A 23004-nucleotide genomic window follows, 5' to 3' on the forward strand; every position below is an offset into this window, starting at 1 on the left:
AAATCTTTCTGGCGAAATTTTTATCAGAATTTTAGTTTCTAATTCGTAATTATCCCTATTTTTATACTTTCAAGAACCCATGATAAAAACGAATACCACACCTATAGTAATTTTCGGCGAAAGCATTGTTCCCGGCGAGAATAAAACTATCAATGTCGAAATCGCCAGGCTACACACCACCACGAAACTAAACATCCCCGTTATTGTAAGACGCTCTAAAATTGATGGTCCCATAGTACTTTTCTCCGCTGGAATTCATGGGGATGAAATTAATGGTGTCGAAATCGTTAGGCAATTGATCAGTAAAAAAATCAACCGACCAAAAAAAGGTACAATCATCTGTATTCCAATTATAAACGTATATGGATTTGTTAATAAATCCAGAGAATTTCCTGATGGCCGGGATTTAAATCGCGTTTTTCCGGGTAGTAAAACCGGATCATTAGCCAGTAGATTTGCCTTTCATATTTTAACGGAGATTATGCCAATTGTACAATATGCTGTAGATTTTCATGCTGGTGGTGCCAGTCGATTCAATGCGCCACAAATTCGTCTTATTCAAAACAATGAACAATTAAAAATATTAGCCGATGTTTTTAATGCGCCATTCACTTTGTATTCTAAAAATATTTCAGGTTCTTTCAGAAGCTCCAGCGAAAAAATGAATGTAAAAATGCTGCTTTTTGAAGGTGGAAAATCATTAGATATTAATAACGCTATAGCCGATGAAGGAGTTAATGGTGCAAAACGACTATTGTCACACCTTGGCATGTTGGACCCAAAACATACCATAATCAAACCAAAATCACCTTCCATCTATATTGAAAAATCAGGCTGGATTAGAGCCAAGTGCTCCGGATTATTGCACGATTATAATACTGTTGGTAATTTTGTACAAAAGGGAACAATTCTAGCCACCATAACTGATCCGTACGGAAAGTTTGAACGAAAAGTGAAAGCGCCAAATGATGGTTACGTAATCAACGCCAATCATTCCCCAATAGTTTACGAAGGCGATGCTATCTACCACCTGTCAAACACCACTGAAGAGGATGAAGAATAAAAAACAATTGCGACTCAAATCCAAAAACTTACGAAATTCACTTTCCGAAAATGAAATTGAGAAAATGAGTTTGGCTGTCGCCAATAAAATACTGACACTTCCTATTTGGGAGAAAACCTATTTCCATATTTTCCTGCCTATTACAGAACAAAAAGAGGTCAATACCGAATTCATTCTTCACTTACTATCCGGAAAAGACAAAGAGATTATTGTTTCCAAAGCTGATTTTGCAACTCGAAACATGACACATTTCTTATTGACGGACAACACTAAAATCAAGAAAAACCAATACAACATTCCAGAACCTGTTGATGGAATTGAAGTTCCTTCTCATAAAATTGATGTGGTTTTTGTACCGCTTTTGGCTTTCGATAAAAAAGGACATCGTGTGGGCTATGGCAAAGGGTTTTATGATAAATTTTTATCCGGATGCAAACCGGAAGTAATCAAAATTGGTCTTTCTTTCTTTGAACCCGAAGAATTGATTACCGATGTTTTTGAAGGTGATATAAAACTGGATTATTGTGTGACTCCAAATGAAGTTCACTCTTTTTAATTTTTAATCCGTACTTTCGCAACAGATAAAATCTAATCAAGTTATGAGAACATTTAAAAAATCAAGATTTGCCGTAAGTATTATGGTTATCCTATTTGTAGTTTCATTTTCAAACTGCAGCATTCACACTGGAACCAGTAGATCTTCCTATAATGCTAAAAAACTTCCACCAGGACAAGCTAAAAAAATATATGGAGGCAAAAGCGCTAAACGTTACGCACCCGGACAAAATAAAAATTAATAAAAAAAGACCTGTTCATATTGGAGGGCACTGAAAAAGTCCCGCTAGAAAAAATTCCTACAAAATCTTGATGGGAAAACGGAATAAACGCTCTGTGAATCGCTTAATCAAGTTTAAAAACTTTTAAGTATGAAAATATAGCAAAGAGAAGGGCTTAAACTGATTTAAAGTTTAAGCCCTTTTATTTATAGGTAGTTTTTCAGTGCCCTCCAATATGAATAGGTCTTTTTTTATATTGTGAATAACTTCGAATCTAATTGTGATGAAATGCTTTTTTGTTGAAAAAAATCAAGATTCCAACTCCTGTAGAAATAGCCATATCGGCAACGTTGAAAATAGCATTGAAAAAAGTAAATTCTCTTCCGCCCCAAATTGGCAACCAACTTGGTAAATTTCCGTGCCAAAAAGGAAAGTAAAACATATCAACCACTTTTCCGTGAAACCAAGTTCCATAAGGTTGATCCGAAAATAAAGTTGCTAATTGTTGTTGACTGTCATCAAAAACAACTCCGTAAAAAACAGAATCGATGATGTTCCCGAAAGCACCAACAAGGATTAATGAAATCGCAATAATTAAATAATCTGAACTCTTCTTTTTAACTGAATCCCACAACCAATATCCAATTCCACCAACAGCGGCGATTCTAAAAAGAGTTAAAAATAATTTTCCATAAGCTCCAGGAATTTGAACTCCCCATGCCATCCCCTCATTTTCAATGAACAGAATTTTGAACCATTTGAATACTTCAACTTCTTCACCTAAAATAAAATTAGTTTTAATGTAAATTTTAGAAACTTGATCAACAAGCAATAAGATAAAAATAAGGAGATACGCTTTTCGTAATGACATTTTATAAATTTTAATGGCGCAAAAATAACAATTTAATCAAAAAAAACGCTCCCTATGGAGCGTTAAATCTTGTTTAACAAGCCGTTTATCGTTGCAAATTCTTTGCTTCGATACTCATTGTTGCATGAGGAACGATTTTCAATCTTTCTTTCCCAATTAATTTTCCTGTAACTTTACAAATTCCGTATGTTTTATTTTCAACACGAAAGAGTGCATTTTTCAAATCACGGATAAACTTCTCCTGACGAATCGCCAGTTGTGAGTTTGCTTCTTTAGACATTGTTTCGCTTCCTTCTTCGAATGCTTTAAATGTTGGCGAAGTGTCGTCAGTTCCATTATTTAAGTCGTTCATATACGCACTTTTTATCAAATCTAAATCTAATTGTGCTTTTTGAATTTTGTTAAGGATTATCTGTTTGAACTCTGCTAAGTCAGCATCAGAGTATTTTGTAGCTTCATCTACCATCTTTATATTATTTTGAAATTAATATCATTGTTTTTATATCATCAAATTCAATTTCTGTCCCGTTTTCTATTTCATCTACAAAAACCAAATCGCTGGTTAATGTTTCTGATTTTATATACGCTTCATTTTTAAGAATCGCCTCTTCTAAAATTCCATTTCTTTTCAATTGAACTTTAATTTTATCCGTAACTTCAAATCCCGAATCTTTACGGATATTCTGGATTCTGTTTACTAATTCTCTGGCAATTCCTTCTTGTTTTAGCACTGGTGAAATTGTAATGTCAAGCGCAACCGTTATTCCGTTTGAGTTGGCAACTAACCAACCTTCAATATCTTGTGATGTAATTTCTACATCTTCTAATGTTAAAATTACGTTATTTCCTCCAATAACAACATTTAGACTTCCTTCTTTATCTAATTGACTGATTTGCTCTTTCGAAAACCCTTGTATTTCCTTAGAAATCAAGCCCATATCCTTTCCAAAACGAGGCCCTAGTGTCTTAAAATTAGGCTTAATCTGTTTCACCAAAACACCGGAAGCATCGTCCAAAAGTGCGATTTCTTTTACGTTTACCTCTGCTTTTATAAGGTCAGAAATAGCCTCAATTTCAGCCCTTTGATTGTCGTCAAGTACTGGAATCATTACCTTTTGCAACGGTTGACGTACCTTTATCATTTCCTTTTTTCGGAGTGATAAAACCAATGATGAAATGGTTTGTGCTTTCTGCATTTTGCTCTCTAACATTTTATTAACATAGTTTTCAACCGAAATTGGAAACTCCGCCAAATGTACACTGTCATATTTTTCTGACTGTGTTGCTAAAGTTAAGTCTCTGTAAAGTTTGTCCATAAAGAATGGAGCGATAGGCGCACCCAGTTTACTTATGGTTAACAAACAGGTATATAAGGTTTGATAAGCCGCGATTTTGTCTTGTGCATATTCCCCTTTCCAGAAGCGTCTCCTGCACAAACGAACGTACCAGTTACTTAAGTTTTCTTGTACAAATTCGGAAATTGCACGAGCAGCTTTCGTTGGTTCATAATCCGCATAAAAACCATCCACTTCTTTTATCAAAGTGTGCAATTCTGACATGATCCATTGATCAATTTCCGGTCTTTCGTTTAACGGAATTTCCGCTTCTTCAAATTTGAAACCATCAATATTGGCATACAAACTAAAAAATGAGTACGTGTTGTACAAGGTTCCAAAGAATTTTCTGCGAACCTCAGCGATTCCTTCTAAGTCAAATTTCAAGTTGTCCCAAGGATTCGCATTCGCTATCATGTACCAACGGGTCGCATCTGGACCGTATTCTTTTAATGTTTCGAACGGATCTGCGGCATTTCCTAAACGTTTGGACATTTTTTGTCCGTTTTTGTCTAAAACCAATCCGTTAGAAACCACATTTTTATACGCTACTTTATCAAAAACTAATGTTCCAATGGCGTGCAACGTATAAAACCAACCGCGTGTTTGATCCACTCCTTCGGCAATGAAATCCGCTGGAAAATCTTTATTCTCATCTATTTTATCTTTGTTTTCAAAAGGATAATGCCATTGCGCATACGGCATGGAACCCGAATCAAACCAAACGTCAATCAAATCTGCTTCACGCATCATTGGTTTTCCAGAAGCCGAAACCAATGTGATTTCATCAACTACATTTTTATGTAAATCAACTAAATCGTAATTTGATTCTGCCATATTCCCTATTTCGAACCCTTTGAAAGGATTTTGTTGTTGGAAACCAGCTGCTATTGATTTTTCGATTTCGTTGTATAATTCTTCAACAGAACCTATTAAGATTTCTTCTTGTTTGTCTTCAGTTCTCCAGATTGGCAATGGAATTCCCCAGAATCTGGATCGCGATAAATTCCAGTCATTGGCGTTTTTCAACCAATTCCCAAAACGTCCTTCTCCGGTAGCTTTTGGCTTCCAGTTGATGGTTTCGTTCAAGTCAAACATTCGGTCTTTAACTTCCGAGATTTTTATAAACCAAGAATCCAGTGGATAATATAAAATTGGCTTGTCCGTTCTCCAGCAATGTGGGTAACTGTGGACGTATTTCTCTACTTTAAACGCTCTATTTTCTTCTTTTAATCGAATGGCTATTTCAACATCTACTGAACGCTCTGGCGCTTCACCGTCATTGTAATATTCATTTTTCACGTATTTACCCGCATATTCTCCAAGATGTGAGGTAAATTTTCCTTGTAAATCCACTAACGGAACCGGAGTTCCATTTTCGTCTAAAACTAACATTGGAGGGATCTCTGGCGTAGCTTCTTTAGCTACCTTAGCATCATCAGCACCAAATGTAGGCGAAGTATGCACAATTCCTGTTCCATCTTCGGTAGTTACAAAATCTCCTGAAATTACTCTAAAAGCATTTTCAGCATTCTGATACGGAAGCACTAATGGCATTAATTGTTCGTATCGAATGTCAACTAAATCAGTTCCCTTGCATTCCGCCAAAACCTGATACGGAATTTTCTTATCGCCTTCCTTGAAGTTTTCAAAATCAGCTGGATCAGCACTTTCGAAGAAGCCTTTCCCAAATTGTTTTCCAACTAAATTCTTAGCCAAAATCAATGTTGCCGGACGAAACGTATATTGATTGAATGTTTTTACTAAAGCATATTCAATTTTTGGCCCTACAGTCAACGCCGTATTACTTGGCAAAGTCCAAGGCGTTGTGGTCCAAGCTAAGATAAAGATTTCCTCTAAATCCAAAGCTTCTAACTTGTAATGCAGTAAATTATTAGAACTTATATAATCGTAAAACTTAGAGAACAACACTTCTTTGTGCGCATCAATCACCTTAAATTGCGCCACAACAGTCGTATCTGTTACATCTCTATAACTTCCCGGTTGGTTTACTTCGTGTGAACTCAATCCGGTTCCTGCTTTTGGAGAATACGGCTGAATGGTGTAGCCTTTGTACATCAAATCCTTATTGTAGATTTGTTTCAAAATCCACCAAACCGTTTCCATATATTTGGATTTGTAGGTCACATACGGATCTTCCATATCTACCCAATAACCCATTTTTTCAGTCAAATCATTCCATACGTCTGTATAACGCATCACGGTTTTTTTACACGCTTCGTTATATTCTTCAATAGAAATGGTCTTTCCAATATCTTCTTTGGTGATTCCTAATTCTTTTTCAGTACCCAATTCCACAGGCAAACCATGCGTATCCCAGCCAGCTTTACGCTTCACTTGAAACCCTTTTTGAGTTTTATATCTGCAAAAAATATCTTTAATCGCACGCGCCATTACGTGGTGAATTCCAGGTAATCCATTTGCCGAAGGCGGGCCTTCAAAAAACACGAATGGTGGGTTCCCTTCACGGGTGGTTACACTTTTCTCAAATATATTTTCTTTCTTCCAAAAATCAAGTACTTCTGACGCTACAGTTGGTAAGTCAAGTCCTTTGTATTCAGTAAATTTTGCGCTCATTTTGTCCTTTTCTAAATCGAGGTGCGAAAGTAATAAATAGTTATGAGTTTTGAGTGATGAGTGATGATTTTTTGCGTTAACGAAAGCATTGGAATGCTTCTATGAGGTATAAAAGGAATAAAAATCAAAATGAACAGCACAAATAAAATGGTAGAAAATACTTTTTTAAACCCATAAAAAAGCAATAAATTTCTATTTTAGTAGCTGGACCTTAAAAAATGGACATAGGATAAATATAAAAAACATCCTAAATTTAGGATTCAGGATGCTTTTATAAAACTTACATTTAGCTATTGTTATAAAATCTAAAGCTATTTAAGTGCATTTTTTAATTCCGCAGCGGCTTGCAACAAAGCTGATTTTGTGCCGGAGACTGTACTTATTGCATTTAGCAAACCCCAATCATGGATCATTCCATTGTAACGAGTTGCGGTGACTTTTACTCCTGCTTCATCTAATTTACGAGCATACGCTTCTCCTTCGTCTCTTAGAATATCATTTTCCGCAGTTTGAACTAATGCGGGTGGCAATCCTTTCAACTGGCTGGTAGTAGCTAACAATGGGGAAGCATAAATTTCTTTACGCTGTTTAGAATCTGTTGTATAATTATCCCACATCCACATCATTAAATTCTTAGTCAGGAATCGGTCTTTAGCAAACAAGTTATATGACTCTGTTTCAAAATTAGCATTGGTCACCGGCCAAAATAAAACTTGTAATTTAATCTCTGGTCCTTTTTTTTCTTTAGCCATTAATGCAACAACAGTAGCCATGTTTCCTCCAACACTATTTCCCGCAACTGCGAGGCGTTTACCGTCAACCCCAATTTTTTTCCCGTGTTCCGCTACCCATTTTGTAGCATTATAAGCTTGAGTGATGGCAACAGGATAATGCGCTTCGGGAGAGGGAGTGTAATTAACAAACACTGCCGCCGCACCAGATGCTACCACTAAGTCTCTAACCATTCGTTGATGAGTAGGGAAATCCCCAAGCACCCAGCCCCCGCCATGAAAAAACATAAATACCGGTAATATGCCTTTTGCATTTTCAGGCTTCACGATATTTATTTTAATGCTTTGTCCGTCCTCGACAATTATCTTATCTGTAACAGTTATACCAGACATATCAACCTTGATAGACGCTTGTGCATCTACAAGTACTTTTCTCGCTTCGACAGGAGACAACTGCTCTAACGGCTTGCCTGTTCCCGAATTTAGCACTTTAAGAAATCCTCTAATATTGCTTTCAATATTAGGATCCTTCGATGCATCCTTTGTTTGTGCGGACACTTCACTGGAGAAAGCAATTGCTAACAATAATGTTCCTACTTTTTTTAATTTTGATTTCATTTGATCTATTTTAAATTTAAAGGTATAATTTAATACTCTGTAAGTGAATTCAAAAAAACTGGGACCTCTGCTGTAACAAATTATCCTTAAGATATGGAGTTTTAAAATGTGCCTAACAATATATTAACCGGCTTACTTAAAAAAGACTTGGATAGTCAAAAAACTGATTTCTAGTAGGTTAAAAATATAATAAATACTTATTACATCAAATATAGCAATTAATTATTATCGAATTTTAAAAAATATAGCTTCTTTTAAAAGAAGCTATATTTTTTAAAATTAAATTTAACAAAAAAATATTTACAACCAATTCAATTGATTTAAATACAGCAAAAATTAAAAATTATTAATCTAAATCAATTTTAGAACACCTTAAGATTTAAACTAAATGTCAAGAAAACACCTCTTTCAAAACCTCCAGCGGTTTTGGTTTTTTAAATTTTTATTTCCTTAAAATTTTCTAAAGCGATTTTGTTTTTAAAAACTTTGCATTTACTGCAATTTCTTATGGATGTGAAGTGTTTAACCCTTATTTGTCATCATCATCCAGCTCAAAAAAATCATTAACTGATTTTCTAAACAACCTTGATAATTTTAATGCCAGAACTGTTGATGGCACAAACCGATTGGTTTCAATTGAATTTATTGTTTGTCTAGAAACGCCTATCTTTTCTGCTAATTCTTCTTGGGTAATATTTAAAATGGCGCGTTCTACTTTTAGTCTATTTTTCATCGTATGCTCTTTTTAACTTCCTGAAAGTTAGAATTTGAATCGCAATTAAAAGTCCTAATACCGAAAGGTCTTTACTACCTTCTATTTTAGGCATTAATAAAAAGATTGACTTAATGGCAAAGTGAATAAATGGTAATGCCAAATAGACTATCACTGTCATTACTACAGCATAATTATAGGATTGCATTCGGATTTTTGCAATTAATTCATCATCTATTTTCTCTCTTGAAATTGAAATTATAAGTAATCCTAAAACGGATCCTGACAAAGCGATTCTTTCAAATAATTCGTGGTACTTAACATCCAGCATATAAAGCTTAAGAGACGTAATAATTGATAAAATCGAAGCAATAAATAACACCAAACCAATAATTTTAAATCTGTTGGGTAATTGATAACTTATATATTTATCAATTTTTTCAATATCTCCTGCTTGTTTTACTTTTGGTTCCGTAAAGTTAAGTAGTTAAAGCTTGTTTTCCATAAAGAACAACAAACTTGATTAAAAGACAAATATACTTTACTTTATAATGCAAAATTATATTTTCACCAGAAAATTAAATTCTAAGAGAAAACTTCCTTTAAAACGTCTAAGGATTTTGGTTTTTTAAAACCGTCCAAATGAAAACTGTAGTAATCAATTAGTATCCTTAAAACAATTTGTCTTTCAATGACATGGAATATTTTTTGATTGTTATCGAATTTTAAATCAATCAGTTTTTTAAATAAATTACTTTCATGTTCCGTGAGCGAACTGATGGCATGAAAAGGGGTAAAAACACCTTCGGTCATTTCGAAAAAAGGCATGTCCATATCAGAAATATCAGGATAAAAACCCAAATATTTTGTGGTTTCTAATAATAAAATGAGATGAAAATTAGCAATTTCATCATGATTGTCCAACCACTGCAAAGCCGTTTCGAGAAAAGTAAAAAGAGGCTCATTTTCTTCCTCCTCGTGAATCGAGTGGTGCAACATTTCAGAAATGAACATCACAATCGTGCTTTTGTAAATATCCGAATGTATCGAATGAAAAGGGGAGGCAATTTTTATTTCCTTAAAGTTTTCTAAAGTGCCTTTGTTTTTATGAACCGCTTCAATTTCGAGAATCGTCAACGGCTGGAAGTAGGCAATTTTCTGATTCGCTTTTCGGCTCGAAAAAGCATCCCGAACAAAATACGATTTCAAACCATGAGACAGCGTAAAGCATTTCACAATCAAGCTTTTCTCTTGAAATTTTAAAGACGAAAGGACTATGGCTTTGGTTTTTACGAGCATTTTTTTTGTTTAAAGTTTAACGTTTAAAGTTTCAGATTGTGACGACAAACCAAACTCAAAACCAAAAACAAATTACCTGATTATCATTACTTTTTTAATTTTAGTCTCCACTCCGTCTTGTGCCGAAATAAAAATCATGTACACACCCGAAGCTACTTTGTATTTTCCAAAAGCTGTCGTGTCCCATTCTATTGTTCCGCCTTCAGAAATGGTTTCATACACCAGATTTCCTTCAATATCCGTAATTTTAATAGTGGCTTTATCCAGTAATCCGGCAATTTTAACCGTTCCTTGATACTCCGGCCGCACTGGATTTGGATACACAAAGGCATTGCTTAAATCATCATTTGGCGCAGTCGCAGTTCCTTTGAAAGAAACCAACCCTTTGGCTGTAGCTATAAAAACCTCGCCCGTAGCACTATTAATATCAATGTCATTGATAACATTGCTGGGCAACGGCGAATTATTTATCGTAAAATGATATTGGGTTTCTTGACCGTTTGGCGAAACAAGAAACAAACCAGAATCGGCAGTTCCAATCCATTTATTATTGGCACCATCAACAGCAATATCCGTAATAAATTGCTCGTATAATAACTCTTGCGCCAGATTATCGTCTAAAATAATTATGGGATTGGCCTTCAGCTGGTCTTCCGCTTGAAAACTACCTACATTGGGTAAAACCCGCAATCCTTTTGTAGTTCCGATCCAAAGTTGGTTTCTGGTGTCCACAGCAAGCGCCCTTACATCTGAAATTGGCAAATTTCCGGTATCTGGCCCTGTTGTTAATTTTTTAAAGACATTATTGATTTCGTTAAAACCAACAACTCCATCACCATTAGTACACAGCCATTTTGTTCCATTTTTATCAATAACCATTCGACCCAAACTAGTATTGATACTGGAATCCAAAATATTATCCATTGAATAGCTTTGCCATTGTCCGTTGGCTCTAAATACTTTCAATCCATTTTTTATCCTGCTGTTATTCACCCAAAGATTTCCTGATTTATCGAATACCGCTCCATTTATTCTGACATCAATGTAACTTGGTCCCAAATAGGTTAACGATTCCAGACCACTATTGGTTTGATTGTATAAAATTGTAGGTTTATCATTTTCTATTTTTAGCAAACCCGAGAAAAAAGAACTCGCATATACTTCGTTTTCACTGCTGGGATTTACCGTAATTCTGGTCATCGATTGTGCTCCTAAAACGTCTACATACGGAATATTCAACCATCCTGTTGCACTAAATTTACTGATACCGTAACTGTCTAACGGATACGGATTATAGTCTGCCGAATAATCCCCGTAAACTGTCCAAAGCGCACTTGTCGTGGCTTGAAGCGCAAATATATTGTTGCGCAAAGGACCAATAGGCGTTATGTTTTCGAAAGTTACTGCCGAAGAAAGCGAAGCCGTAATCAATCCATTTTCTTTTGTTCCAATGAAAATTGCGTCTCCAATTATTGTAGCACACGTAAAACTTGGATTACTGTCCGGGATTTGATTTGTATTTATTTGGCGCACCAAAGCCATTTGATTGTTGTAAATATAAATACTGCTCAAAGTTGTCACTATTATATAATTAGCAGTTGCTCTCATGTCCAATGAAGGCTGAGAAAGAACCATAAATCCAGTAAAGGAATTGGAAACCGAATTAAATTTATGAATGTATCCCGCAGTAGTAATGGCATACAAATCGGTACCAAAAGTCACAATGTTAGACCAATTTCCAGTAGCAATTGTTTCCCATTGATTGTAATCGATTAAATTTTTATTAGCGATATCGGCTCTTCTTATCCCGTTATTTGTAGCGGCATAAATAGATCCATTAAAAAGTGCTGTTTGGTTCACCCTGATTTCGGCTCCAGTGTCACCAATAAAATAAGTATCCCCAAATTGCATGGTAGCCAGATTAAATTGAACAATTCCAAAATCACAAGAGACATAGGCAATACCTTCAAACTCCATGAAGTGATTGACTTTTTTTATAGTTGTAGGAAGTTGTTTATTGATAATGTCGACTACATTCAGCATGCTCCCATCAGCTTCATTAATGACGATTATCAGTCCGTTTTCGTATCCTACAATTGTTTTATTGAATACTGCACTGTAGTACAACGCCGAAATTGTTTGCCCGGAAAGACCGTCAATGGTATTGGTAGTTTTTATTACGTTTGTCGCTACGCTTTTTGAAAACAGGGCATTTTCTGAAGCAGCAAAAACAGCCGTTGCAGATTCTGATACATCTTTAATTTCATTGTAAGAGAAATAACCTTGCCACGACAAGTTGCTTTGGGCAAAACCCATTTGGATAAAAAGTAAAAGCAAAAAATATAAAACGCTCTTTTTCATTATTTGCATCAATATTGGTTTACAAATATAACACAAAGGATTTTAGATTTTAGAGTACCGATTTTAGATTGCAGATTTCGTCTCACAAGAGAATTTAAAGAAACCTAAAAAACCTTCTCCCGAACAAACGGAAGAAGGTTTTTTAAAATGATTTTTAGATTTAAATGAGAAATCTAAAATTCCTATACCACTCCTTGAGCAAGCATAGCATCCGCTACTTTTACAAATCCGGCAATATTTGCCCCTTTTACATAATTGACATAACCTTCCTTGTCAGTCCCATATTTTTTACATTGATTGTGTATCCCAACCATGATTTCTTTTAATCTGGAATCTACTTCTTCACTGGTCCAGTTTAAACGAATAGAGTTTTGTGTCATTTCTAATCCTGAAGCTGCAACACCTCCAGCATTTGCTGCTTTACCGGGAGCAAAAAGTACTTTAGCTTTCAAGAACAATTTGATGGCTTCTAAAGTACATGGCATATTTGCCGCTTCAGTTACACAAATAACTCCGTTTGCAATTAAGTTTTTAGCATCCTCCTCATTCAACTCATTTTGAGTGGCACACGGTATAGCAACATCAACTTTTACTTCCCATACGCTTTTTCCTTTGTGGAAAACTGCCTTTGGATATTTTTCTAAATAAGCTTCTGCTCTATTATCTCCTCTTGCTCTCAATTCCAGCATAAAGTCAATTTTATCTCCAAAAATTCCTTCTTCATCATAAATATAACCATCAGGACCAGAAATAGTAACTACTTTTCCTCCAAGATCATTTACTTTCAAGGCTACTCCCCAAGCAACGTTTCCAAAACCAGAAATAGAGACTCTTTTTCCTTTGATGTTTTGACCAATAGTATTCAGCATTTGCTCCGCAAAATAAACGACTCCGTATCCAGTTGCTTCCGGTCTGATTAAAGAACCTCCATAAGCCAATCCTTTACCCGTTAAAACTCCGGTAAATTCATTTTTTATCCTTTTATATTGACCAAATAAATATCCAATTTCTCTGGCTCCAACTCCAATATCTCCTGCAGGAACGTCCAGTTGCGGTCCGATGTGTCTGCACAATTCAGTCATGAAAGACTGGCAAAAACGCATCACTTCCCCATCAGATTTTCCTTGTGGATCAAAATCAGATCCTCCTTTTCCTCCACCCATTGGCAAAGTCGTCAAACTATTTTTGAATACTTGTTCGAAGGCTAAAAATTTAAGTACTGATAAATTTACAGTATGATGAAAACGAATTCCACCTTTGTACGGCCCGATTGCAGAATTCATTTGAATTCTAAAACCTCTATTAACCTGGATTTCACCGCTATCGTCAACCCACGGAACACGAAATATAATCGACCTTTCAGGCTCCGCTATTCTGAGAAGCAAATTTTTTCCGTCGTATTTTTTCTGTTCTGCAATAAATGGAATTACAGTTTCAGCAAATTCCCTAACAGCTTGAATAAATTCAGGTTCATTTGGATTTTTGGCTTCAACTTGAGCCATAAAATCATTTACTTTTAGTAACATAGGTTATAAATAATTGATTAAGAAAACGATTTCGCTATCATTTACAAAGATACATTTTATAAAAATATTCGGACGCTGTTTTTTTCGATTTCTAAATAGAATTATCTTTTTATTACCCTTTTTTAGACAATTATGTTTATGATATCCTCATTTAAACCAAATGGCTACCACTTTCGTAATTAAATACGAATTTGTCTGCTTATTTTTAATTTCTATTTTATCTTTATATGTATATGATGTTTTTATATATTTGTCATGATTAGAAAACAACCCTAATGGTCAGAAAATTAATCCTGCTTTTATTAATCTGTTTTGGATTTTCACTTGATTCAAATGCGCAATTCGGTGGGTTTTCGCATGAAATAGGTATAATAGCGGGACCCGTTGCTTTTCAATCTGATTATGGAGAACGCCATGATCTTTCTACAAACTCCGGAAATACAGGAATCGGAATCGGGATTATTCACTACCTTAACTTTTCCTATAAAGCAGAATGTAACTGCTACACACCCGAAACTTATTTTAACGACCATTTCAAATTAAGATCCGAACTCTCTTACAATAAAACCGAATTACAACATTTTGGGGAATGGACCGAAGGGAAGCCTTCGCTGGGGAAAGAGCAATTAAAAGCAATGAGTGGTACAACCGCAGTAACTAATATTGGTATGCAACTTGAATTTTTCCCTTTGAGTATTCGTGATTTCACGGCTAGAACAGGAAGCTTTGGACCATTTGTCAGTCTTGGTGGACAATTCAGTTATTACAATGCCGAAGCCACATCAACTCTGGGTCCATTAGGAACTCCATTAACCACATTCCCTAAATATTTAACTCCAACAGACGGTCGCCCTTATGGATTTTCTAATGAAGGAGGAACAGTGTGGTCCGTTGTTTCCAGTGTGGGAACTCGTTATAAATTAAGCCCATTACGGGATTTAATGGTTGATTTAAGATTTCAATATTTCTTCTCCAATTGGGTAGATGGTTTAAATCCTAACCCAGAACTTTACAAAGAAAATAAAGCGAATGACTGGTTGGTTTGGCTCAATGTGGGTTATATTTATTACTTACAATAGCCATTTGAACAACCGTTTAAAAACAACAAAACCCCAATTCTGAAATTTAGAATTGGGGTTTTTGTTATTATTAATTTATGCTAACGCTTGTTTCAAATCTTCAATCAAATCGTCAGCGTCTTCTATACCTACGCTTAATCGAACCAGATCATCTGTAATACCAACTTCCTTTCGTTTGTCTTCCGGAATGGATGCATGCGTCATTAAAGCCGGATGATTCGCTAATGATTCCACGCCGCCTAAAGATTCAGCCAAAGTGAAAACTTTTAATTTTTCCAGAAAATCAATTGCATCCTCTTTTTTACCGGAAATAAAAGTAAAAGACACCATTCCTCCAAAACCACTCATTTGTTTTTTGGCGATTTCATGATACGGATGGCTTGGTAATCCCGGATAATATACTGTTTTAACTTTTGGATGATTATTCAAAAACTCCACCACTTTCCCTCCATTTTCGCAATGTCTTTCCACACGAAGATGCAAGGTTTTAATTCCTCTTAATACCAAGAAACTATCCATTGGTCCCAATGTAGCTCCTGTCGCAAATTGTTGAAAATGCAATTGTTCTCCAAGCGCTTCCTCTTTTACAATCAAAGCACCCGCAATAACATCAGAATGACCTCCTAAATATTTAGTTGCGGAATGCATCACGATATCTGCTCCCAAGTCTAATGGTTTTTGTAAATAAGGCGTTGCAAAAGTATTATCAACCGCAAAAAGGATTTTATTTTCCTTAGTGATTTTGGCTATTTCTTGAATATCTGCCAATTTCATCAAAGGATTCGTTGGTGTTTCTACCCAAACCAGTTTCGTATTTTCGTTGATTAATGACTTGAATTTCTCGATGTCATTCATATCCACAAAATGGAATTTTATGCCGGAATTTTTATAAATACGGGTAAACATTCGATAGGTCCCACCATACAAATCATCCATGGAAATGATTTCGTCACCCGCTTTAAAAGAACGCAAAACACAATCTGTAGCTGCTAATCCTGATGAAAAAGCCAATCCTCGTGTTCCATTTTCAATACTTGCTAATGCATTTTCAAGTGCGCTTCTGGTAGGATTTGCAGCTCTACTGTACTCATAATCTGGATTTATAGGCTGTCCCGGACTGGTTTGTACAAATGTTGACGTTTGATATACTGGTGGCATAACTGCTCCCGTACTTGGATCATGATGCTGACCACCGTGGATAACCTTCGTATTGAATTTCATATCTTTTTAATTTTAAATGCTAAATAACATCACAAATTTACCTTTTAATTTATTTTAACCAAGCCACAAGTAGATACCTTTGTATATAATTAACAATTTTGAGATGAAACACTTTATAATTTTTGCTGTATTCCTTTTTTTACTTACGGGTTGTTCTAACGAATTGACTTTTAAAGACCAATCGTTTCAGAAAAAAACCACTTTACCCTGCAAAGAAAATTGTCCTGAGATAACTGTAAAAATTCCTGTTGCAAAAAACGATCCTATTGTGGCGGACAGCATTAATAAAAAAGTGTTTTCGGTATTGAAAGAGATTATTTATTTTGGCGAAAAGCCATACACATCAACCGATTACAATGGATTGCTAGCCTCCTTTATTGATTCCTATGAGAAACTCCAAAAAGAATTTCCAAATGATACCTTTGGCTGGGAAGCTGAAATTAAAGGAAGCGTAAAATACCAATCCGAAAGTGTTTTAAATATAGAAATCAACCATTACACCTACACTGGTGGCGCTCACGGATATCAGGGGTTGCGTTCATTACTTTTTGACCCAAGTACCGGAAAATCCATTTCGAATGCCGAACTGTTTAATAACAAGGATACTTTTACGGCTTTCGCCGAAAAAAAATTCAGAGCCAAATATAAAATCCCGGAAAACAAATCTATAAACGCAACCGGATTAATGTTTGAAGACGAGAAATTCAATCTTCCCCAAAATATTTTTTATACCGATAAAGGACTGCTGCTTTATTACAATTCCTATGAAGCTGCATCGTATGCTGACGGACCTAAAGAATTGTTATTGCCTTACAACGAGGTAAACGCTTATTTAATAACTATTTAAGAGTCTTTAATTTGGCTTACTGCAACAATCCTTTTTAAGTTTTTCAAATAAAAAGGATTGTTATTTACGTGTATTATCATGGCAGTTAAAACAAATGATTTATTAAATAAACTTTTTAAGGTTCATCATAATACCGATGTGAAGTCCTTCGTGAAAATTATTAAAGACCAATGCATCTTCAACAGTTCTTAAGGTAAAACCGGTTGACGTAGGATATTCATTAAAATTCTTAAAAGTTTTATTATCAAAATCGGCTTTGGTTTTATAAATTGTTTCAAACAATAATGCCTTTATTTCTTCTACCTCCGCCTGCGTGGTGATAGATTCCGGTTTGGTTCCGTTTCTATATTTTTCGACTAATTCCTCCGAAATCAGCATAGGTAAACCCGAAAGTTTGTAAACTAACAATTGCTGTGTCACGATAATATGGCCAATATTCCAAATCAAATTGTTACTATACCCAACTGGAATTGTATTGAGTTGCTCTAAAGTATATCCGGTTAAAAATTTTGAAACCATATTTCTGGTTGTGGTATTGACATCTAATGTTTGATCCATTTTTTATTTTTTTGATAAAATTAATCATTTTCCATCCCAAATGATTTTTCTTTGCACAAATAAATCGCTATTTACATGGACAAAATATATTATCTCGCTTCTTGCGACACCTGCAGAAAAATTATAAAATCATTACCGAAAGACCATAACTTGCAGTTTCACGACATCAAACAAGACCCGATTACATTGGAGGAATTGGAACAAATGCGGGAGCTTTCCGGAAGTTACGAAGCGCTTTTCAGCAAAAAAGCACAGTTATACAAATCAATGGATTTGAAGAATAAATCGTCGACTGAAGACGATTACAAAAAATACATTTTGGAACATTATACGTTCTTGAGTCGTCCTGTTTTTATTATTAAAGAAAAAATTTACATTGGCAACACACAACAAAACATGCATCAGGTAATGCTTGCTTTTGCAAATGTCTAAAAGAAATCTCGCACTTATTGCCGCCACCTTTGTTTCCATAATTTATGGAGTTACGTTTACCATTGCCAAAGATGTCATGCCCTTTTACATTGACGCCTATGGTTTTATCTTGTTGCGCGTAGGCGGCTCTGTGGTATTATTTTGGCTGGTTTGGTTTATGATGAGATTGCTTCGCCTCGCCCCCAACGAGAAAATTGCACTGAATGATTTTCCTCGAATCATTGCAGCAGCTTTCTTTGGCGTGGCGTTTAATATGCTTACGTTTTTCAAAGGATTAAGTCTTACTTCTCCCATTAGTGCGGCGGTAATCATGGTTTCAACACCGATGATTGTCTTGACACTTTCGGCATTGATTATGAAGGAACGCATGCAAAAACGAATGATTTTTGGGATTATCCTTGGCTTAATAGGAACTACTTTTCTAATTTTGTATGGGAAATCCATTGGTAGCGCCACCGATGCCGGTTTAGGAAATTTTCTGGTTTTAGTCAACGCTATTTCCTATGGATTCTACCTGATTATCGTCAAGAAATTAATGGATAAATACAATGCCTTTACGTTTGTAAAATGGATTTATTTGTTCGGATTTATTATGGTTTTACCTTTTGGCTGGAGCCAATTTCAAGCTGTTGAATGGGCTTTGGTTCCCATGGATATTTGCTGGAAGATAGGATTTGTGGTGGTTTTCTCGACTTTCCTGACCTATTTGCTGAATTTGCTTTCGATGAAAGAATTAAAACCAACCACGGTTGCCGTTTTTATTTATTTACAACCGCTGTTCGCCACTATTTTTGCGATACGCTTGGGCAAAGATGAATTGAGCTTGGTGAAAATTGGTTCGGCAGTTTTGATATTTGTCGGCGTTTATTTGGTAACACAGAAAAAGAGTGTTCCGTAATCAGCTAGTAGTGTTCAGCGCATAAATCGTAGGTTATAGTATACCCTCTCGCTTATTAAAATTAAAATCTGATTACTAAATATTTACTTAAACCGAGCCACTGAATACTAAAAACGGACCACTGACCACTTTTTTATTATCTTTGACCTCTTTTAGAAAATTATATGATACAATCAATGACAGGTTTTGGTAAAGCGACTTTGCAATTACCAACCAAAAAAATCACGGTAGAAGTAAAATCTTTAAACAGTAAAGGTTTGGATTTGAATGTGAGAATGCCTTCGCTGTACCGCGAAATGGAATTGGGTTTACGCAACCAAATTGCCTTAAAACTGGAAAGAGGAAAAGTGGATTTTTCTATTTTTATCGAAACTACCGCGGAACAAACTTCGACCAAAGTGAATGTGCCCATTGTAAAAGCATACATCAGCCAGTTGAGAGAAGTCTATACTGATGCTGATGAAACCGAACTCATGAAAATGGCCATTCGCATGCCGGATACCATGAAAATAGAACGCGATGAAATTGATGAAAACGACTGGGTACAAATCCAAACCGTTATCGAGGAAGCGTTACAAAACATCTTGACCTTTAGAAGAGATGAAGGAATGTCTCTTGAAAAAGAATTTCAATTGCGCATTGGCAATATCCGTCAATACATGACCGAAGCTTTGGCACTGGATCCAGAACGTGTTCAGGCTATAAAAGACCGTTTGCAAACTGCAATTTCAGAACTAAAAGTCAACGTGGATGAAAATCGTTTTGAGCAGGAACTGATTTATTATTTAGAGAAATTAGACATCACCGAAGAAAAAGTACGTTTGACCAATCACCTTGATTATTTCCTGGAAACCATCAACGGTACTGAAGCCAATGGTAGAAAACTAGGTTTTATCACCCAAGAAATGGGACGTGAAATCAATACGATGGGTTCTAAATCCAATCACGCACAAATGCAAAAATTAGTCGTTCAGATGAAAGATGAATTGGAAAAAATAAAAGAACAGGTATTGAACGTTTTGTAAAAACATATCTAGGTAGAGACGCGATTCATCGCGTCTTTTGCATAAAATATAGGAGCATTCATTGCGACTAGAATTAAACAACAACATGAGTACAGGAGGAAAATTAATCGTTTTTTCGGCACCATCAGGATCTGGAAAAACTACTATAGTTAGGCATTTATTAAGCAAAGAAGATTTGAATCTTGAATTTTCTATTTCCGCAGCAACACGTGAAGCACGTGGCGAAGAAGTAAACGGAAAAGATTATTACTTTATGTCATTGGAAGAATTTAAAATGCACATCAAAAACGAAGATTTTGTAGAATGGGAAGAAGTCTATCGCGATAATTTCTACGGAACTTTAAAAAGCGAGGTAGAACGCATTTGGGACAAAGGAAAAAATGTGATTTTTGATATTGATGTATCTGGCGGATTGCGTATCAAACATAAATTCCCAGAAGAAACTTTAGCCGTTTTCGTGAAACCACCAAGCGTGGATGAACTAAAAAGAAGACTGAAAGAACGATCTACTGAAAGTGAAGACAAAATCAATATGCGTATTGCAAAAGCCTCTGTTGAACTGGCAACAGCACCACAATTTGATGTTATTATAAAAAACTACGATTTAAATATTGCTTTGGAAGAAGCCTATCAATTGGTAAAGAATTTTGTAAAGGATTAAAGATTGAAAAATTCAAAGTTATTTCTAATCTTTAAATCATTTAATTTTTAAATTAAATTCATGAAAATAGGGCTGTATTTCGGAACGTTTAATCCCATCCATGTTGGGCATCTCATCATTGCCAATCACATGGCGGAACATGCCGATTTAGACCAAGTGTGGATGGTGGTGACGCCACACAATCCTTTGAAGAAAAAAAGCACTTTGCTAGATGATTCCCATCGGTTACAAATGGTACATCTCGCTACCGAGGATTTTCCTAAAATCAAACCTTCGGACATTGAATTTAAATTATCACAGCCTAGTTACACTGTGAATACGTTGGTTCACTTACAGGAAAAATATCCAAATTACGAGTTCTCCTTAATCATGGGCGAAGACAATCTCAAGTCGTTGCACAAATGGAAAAACTACGAAGCTATTCTGGCACATCATGAAATTTATGTCTATCCTCGAATTTCAATCGAAGCAGAAAACGCAATGTTTAAGGACCATCCAAAAATTCACATGATTGATGCTCCGGTTGTTGAAATATCATCCACATTTATTCGGGACAATATCAAAAAAGGGAAAAATGTGCAGCCGTTATTGCCTTGTAAAGTTTGGGAATACATTGATCACAATAATTTTTATAAAAAGTAATTACCCCAAAACCCTTTTTAATTCCATTTGAACATTCTCAAAAACAGCACTCAGATTATCGTTTTTACCGGATAATACAAACACTTCGGTACTTGGCATTTTTTTGCTGTTCCACAACAATTGGATTTTATTTTCTACTATTAAACTTTTCGCATTGCAATTCCAGACAACCGCTATTCCAGTGTTTTTCGAAATTATTTCCAGCATTTCATATTCGGATGGAATAATGTAATTCGGAATCATCGATGGTCTTTTTTTATTAAAAACATGCAACCAGAACATTTTAATATGCGGAATTTGCGCATTGTGACTAAACCATTTTTGATCGTTTAGCCAATGTTCAATTGCAGAGAAATCTTTTATTTTGATATTAGATTTTAATTCGGATGCATCGATAGTGCTTGAGCCAACAATCACTTGCTTAATTTCCCCAACCTTTTTCTGAATCGTGTCAAACGTGTCATATTGTTTGGTAACAACCGCAAAATCGAGTTTTTTAGAATCGACCAATTCAAAAAGCGTGTCGTTTTCATGGAAACTAAAATCGATAAAATCGAATTTTGAAACTAAGGCACTTCCCAGGCTACTCATCAAATGCTTCGAAATTCCAATGGAAATTAATCGATTGGCATCAAACGCTTTGGCACGAAAACCATTCTCCACATTTTCCAATCGGTCTAGCGCTTCGATGATTAAATTATTGAATAACTTGGCATATTCTGTTGACTCCACGCCTTTGGACTTTCGATTGAAAAGTTTATATCCTACATGCGCTTCCAACATGGATATTTGCTGACTAACAGCAGGTTGGCTGATAAATAATTCTTTGGCTGCCAAAGAAAAGTTACCATTTTTATAAACGGATTTAAACGTTCGATACCATTCGAGATTGACCATGATATAAATATATTTATCACAAACATAATTTAAATTATTTTTACTAATAACATATTCGCCCTAAATTTGTACAAATAAAAATTAGAAATGAAGAAAATTGCATTATTTGCCATTATAGCATTAACCGTAAGTTGCATTACAGCAACTGCACAAAATAAAAAAAGTATGAAAAAAGTATTATTTGTTGTTACCAGTCACGATAAACTAGGTAATACGGGAGAAAAAACAGGATTTTGGACAGAAGAATTTGCTGCACCATACTATGAATTATTAGATAAAGGAGTAACAATTGATGTTGCAACTCCGCTAGGTGGCCAACCACCAATTGATCCAAAAAGTGAAGATCCATCAGCTGCAACAGAAGACACTAAAAGATTTGATGCTGATACTGAGTTGTTGACTAAACTGAAAAACACGCACAAATTAGCCGATATAAAAGAGTCTGATTACGATGCCGTTTTCTATCCAGGAGGTCACGGACCGTTATGGGATTTAGCGACCGATAAAAACTCAAGCGCTTTGATTGAAGCATTTTATACTAATAACAAACCCGTTGCTTTTGTTTGTCATTCACCAGCGGTATTGAAAAACGTAAAAATAAATGGCGAATTTTTAGTGAAAGGTAAAAAAGTAACCGGTTTTTCTAATACCGAAGAAGCTGCAGTAGGCCTGACTGATGTAGTTCCGTTTTTATTAGAAGATGCTTTGCAGGCCAATGGCGCCACTTATTCAAAAGTAGCAGACTGGCAGCCTTATGCAGTAGAAGATGGATTATTGATTACAGGTCAAAACCCGGCTTCGTCCAAACTAGTTGCTGAAAAATTATTAAACAAATTGAATTCAAAAAAATAAAAA

General features: G+C 35.4%; 23 protein-coding genes. 11 read left to right on the top strand and 12 right to left on the bottom strand.

The features are described from left to right. Positions 1 to 79: 79 nt before the first annotated feature. Genes ACNQGD_RS03800 through ACNQGD_RS03810 form a run of 3 tightly spaced genes read left to right on the top strand, consistent with a single transcriptional unit; the run spans position 80 to position 1860 of the window. Positions 80 to 1063 (top strand): succinylglutamate desuccinylase/aspartoacylase family protein, encoded by a 984-nt coding sequence (locus ACNQGD_RS03800; RefSeq protein WP_417993688.1) that lies wholly within the window; start codon positions 80 to 82, stop codon positions 1061 to 1063. Continuing rightward, positions 1053 to 1619: a 5-formyltetrahydrofolate cyclo-ligase gene (locus ACNQGD_RS03805; RefSeq protein ID WP_417998358.1), complete on the top strand. Its 567-nt coding sequence runs from the start codon at positions 1053 to 1055 to the stop codon at positions 1617 to 1619. Before ACNQGD_RS03800 ends, ACNQGD_RS03805 begins: the two co-directional genes overlap by 11 nt. A 43-nt stretch (positions 1620 to 1662) precedes the next feature. Then, on the top strand, positions 1663 to 1860 hold the full coding sequence (locus tag ACNQGD_RS03810) for a hypothetical protein (RefSeq protein ID WP_417993690.1): 198 nt from the start codon (positions 1663 to 1665) through the stop codon (positions 1858 to 1860). Between the two features lie 253 nt (positions 1861 to 2113). Here ACNQGD_RS03810 and ACNQGD_RS03815 read toward each other — a convergent pair whose 3' ends face one another. From ACNQGD_RS03815 to gdhA, 9 genes are all read right to left on the bottom strand, one after another. Next, positions 2114 to 2710: a lipoprotein signal peptidase gene (locus ACNQGD_RS03815; protein WP_417993691.1), complete on the bottom strand. Its 597-nt coding sequence runs from the start codon at positions 2708 to 2710 to the stop codon at positions 2114 to 2116. A gap of 85 nt (positions 2711 to 2795) precedes the next feature. Then, positions 2796 to 3176, bottom strand: coding sequence for a TraR/DksA family transcriptional regulator (locus ACNQGD_RS03820; RefSeq protein ID WP_417993692.1), 381 nt, complete (start codon positions 3174 to 3176; stop codon positions 2796 to 2798). Between the two features lie 7 nt (positions 3177 to 3183). Further along, positions 3184 to 6642: an isoleucine--tRNA ligase gene (gene ileS / locus ACNQGD_RS03825; RefSeq protein ID WP_417998359.1), complete on the bottom strand. Its 3459-nt coding sequence runs from the start codon at positions 6640 to 6642 to the stop codon at positions 3184 to 3186. A 311-nt stretch (positions 6643 to 6953) separates the two neighbouring features. Then, a complete protein-coding gene (locus ACNQGD_RS03830) occupies positions 6954 to 7991 on the bottom strand; it encodes an alpha/beta hydrolase (protein WP_417998360.1) in 1038 nt (345 codons plus the stop codon). Between the two features lie 529 nt (positions 7992 to 8520). Further along, positions 8521 to 8724: a helix-turn-helix transcriptional regulator gene (locus ACNQGD_RS03835; RefSeq protein WP_417995827.1), complete on the bottom strand. Its 204-nt coding sequence runs from the start codon at positions 8722 to 8724 to the stop codon at positions 8521 to 8523. After that, positions 8714 to 9088, bottom strand: a complete 375-nt coding sequence (locus ACNQGD_RS03840) for a hypothetical protein (RefSeq protein WP_417998361.1) — start codon at positions 9086 to 9088, stop codon at positions 8714 to 8716. Before ACNQGD_RS03840 ends, ACNQGD_RS03835 begins: the two co-directional genes overlap by 11 nt. Positions 9089 to 9288: 200 nt before the next feature. Beyond that, the gene (gene recO / locus ACNQGD_RS03845; protein ID WP_417998362.1) at positions 9289 to 10002 is read right to left on the bottom strand and encodes a DNA repair protein RecO; all 714 of its coding nucleotides are present in this window, start codon (positions 10000 to 10002) and stop codon (positions 9289 to 9291) included. Positions 10003 to 10074: 72 nt separating this feature from the next. Beyond that, entirely contained in the window at positions 10075 to 12363 is a 2289-nt protein-coding gene (gene porZ / locus ACNQGD_RS03850) for a type IX secretion system anionic LPS delivery protein PorZ (RefSeq protein WP_417998363.1), read from the bottom strand. A gap of 182 nt (positions 12364 to 12545) precedes the next feature. Then, on the bottom strand, positions 12546 to 13889 hold the full coding sequence (gdhA, locus tag ACNQGD_RS03855; RefSeq protein ID WP_417993697.1) for an NADP-specific glutamate dehydrogenase: 1344 nt from the start codon (positions 13887 to 13889) through the stop codon (positions 12546 to 12548). 275 nt (positions 13890 to 14164) lie between these two features. On the opposite strand from gdhA, the gene ACNQGD_RS03860 reads away from it, so the two are divergent. Beyond that, on the top strand, positions 14165 to 14968 hold the full coding sequence (locus tag ACNQGD_RS03860) for a THC0290_0291 family protein (protein WP_417995823.1): 804 nt from the start codon (positions 14165 to 14167) through the stop codon (positions 14966 to 14968). Positions 14969 to 15043: 75 nt separating this feature from the next. Here ACNQGD_RS03860 and ACNQGD_RS03865 read toward each other — a convergent pair whose 3' ends face one another. After that, entirely contained in the window at positions 15044 to 16189 is a 1146-nt protein-coding gene (locus tag ACNQGD_RS03865) for a cystathionine gamma-synthase (protein WP_417998364.1), read from the bottom strand. A gap of 103 nt (positions 16190 to 16292) precedes the next feature. Between ACNQGD_RS03865 and ACNQGD_RS03870 the strand changes: the two genes are divergently transcribed. After that, positions 16293 to 17036, top strand: coding sequence for a DUF3298 and DUF4163 domain-containing protein (locus tag ACNQGD_RS03870; RefSeq protein ID WP_417995821.1), 744 nt, complete (start codon positions 16293 to 16295; stop codon positions 17034 to 17036). Positions 17037 to 17138: 102 nt separating this feature from the next. Here ACNQGD_RS03870 and ACNQGD_RS03875 read toward each other — a convergent pair whose 3' ends face one another. Continuing rightward, positions 17139 to 17594 (bottom strand): DinB family protein, encoded by a 456-nt coding sequence (locus ACNQGD_RS03875; protein ID WP_417995820.1) that lies wholly within the window; start codon positions 17592 to 17594, stop codon positions 17139 to 17141. Between the two features lie 75 nt (positions 17595 to 17669). On the opposite strand from ACNQGD_RS03875, the gene ACNQGD_RS03880 reads away from it, so the two are divergent. The 5 genes from ACNQGD_RS03880 (at position 17670) to nadD (ending at position 21252) form a co-directional block, all read left to right on the top strand. Next, complete coding sequence (locus ACNQGD_RS03880) at positions 17670 to 18026, top strand: arsenate reductase family protein (RefSeq protein ID WP_417998365.1); 357 nt, start codon at positions 17670 to 17672, stop codon at positions 18024 to 18026. After that, positions 18019 to 18924, top strand: coding sequence for a DMT family transporter (locus ACNQGD_RS03885; protein ID WP_417998366.1), 906 nt, complete (start codon positions 18019 to 18021; stop codon positions 18922 to 18924). Before ACNQGD_RS03880 ends, ACNQGD_RS03885 begins: the two co-directional genes overlap by 8 nt. Positions 18925 to 19088: 164 nt before the next feature. After that, complete coding sequence (locus tag ACNQGD_RS03890; protein ID WP_417998367.1) at positions 19089 to 19949, top strand: YicC/YloC family endoribonuclease; 861 nt, start codon at positions 19089 to 19091, stop codon at positions 19947 to 19949. Positions 19950 to 20034: 85 nt separating this feature from the next. After that, positions 20035 to 20610, top strand: coding sequence for a guanylate kinase (gmk, locus tag ACNQGD_RS03895; RefSeq protein WP_417994762.1), 576 nt, complete (start codon positions 20035 to 20037; stop codon positions 20608 to 20610). A gap of 60 nt (positions 20611 to 20670) precedes the next feature. Next, positions 20671 to 21252: a nicotinate (nicotinamide) nucleotide adenylyltransferase gene (nadD, locus tag ACNQGD_RS03900; RefSeq protein WP_417998368.1), complete on the top strand. Its 582-nt coding sequence runs from the start codon at positions 20671 to 20673 to the stop codon at positions 21250 to 21252. Here nadD and ACNQGD_RS03905 read toward each other — a convergent pair whose 3' ends face one another. Next, positions 21253 to 22149 carry a LysR family transcriptional regulator gene (locus tag ACNQGD_RS03905; protein ID WP_417998369.1) on the bottom strand — a complete coding sequence of 299 codons (897 nt, stop codon included), beginning with the start codon at positions 22147 to 22149 and terminating at the stop codon, positions 21253 to 21255. 87 nt (positions 22150 to 22236) lie between these two features. Between ACNQGD_RS03905 and ACNQGD_RS03910 the strand changes: the two genes are divergently transcribed. Further along, entirely contained in the window at positions 22237 to 23001 is a 765-nt protein-coding gene (locus tag ACNQGD_RS03910) for a type 1 glutamine amidotransferase domain-containing protein (protein ID WP_417998370.1), read from the top strand. Positions 23002 to 23004 lie beyond the last annotated feature (3 nt).

The sequence above is a fragment of the Flavobacterium glucosi genome (genome assembly GCF_048286535.1).
In the GTDB taxonomy this organism is placed as follows: Bacteria; Bacteroidota; Bacteroidia; order Flavobacteriales; family Flavobacteriaceae; genus Flavobacterium.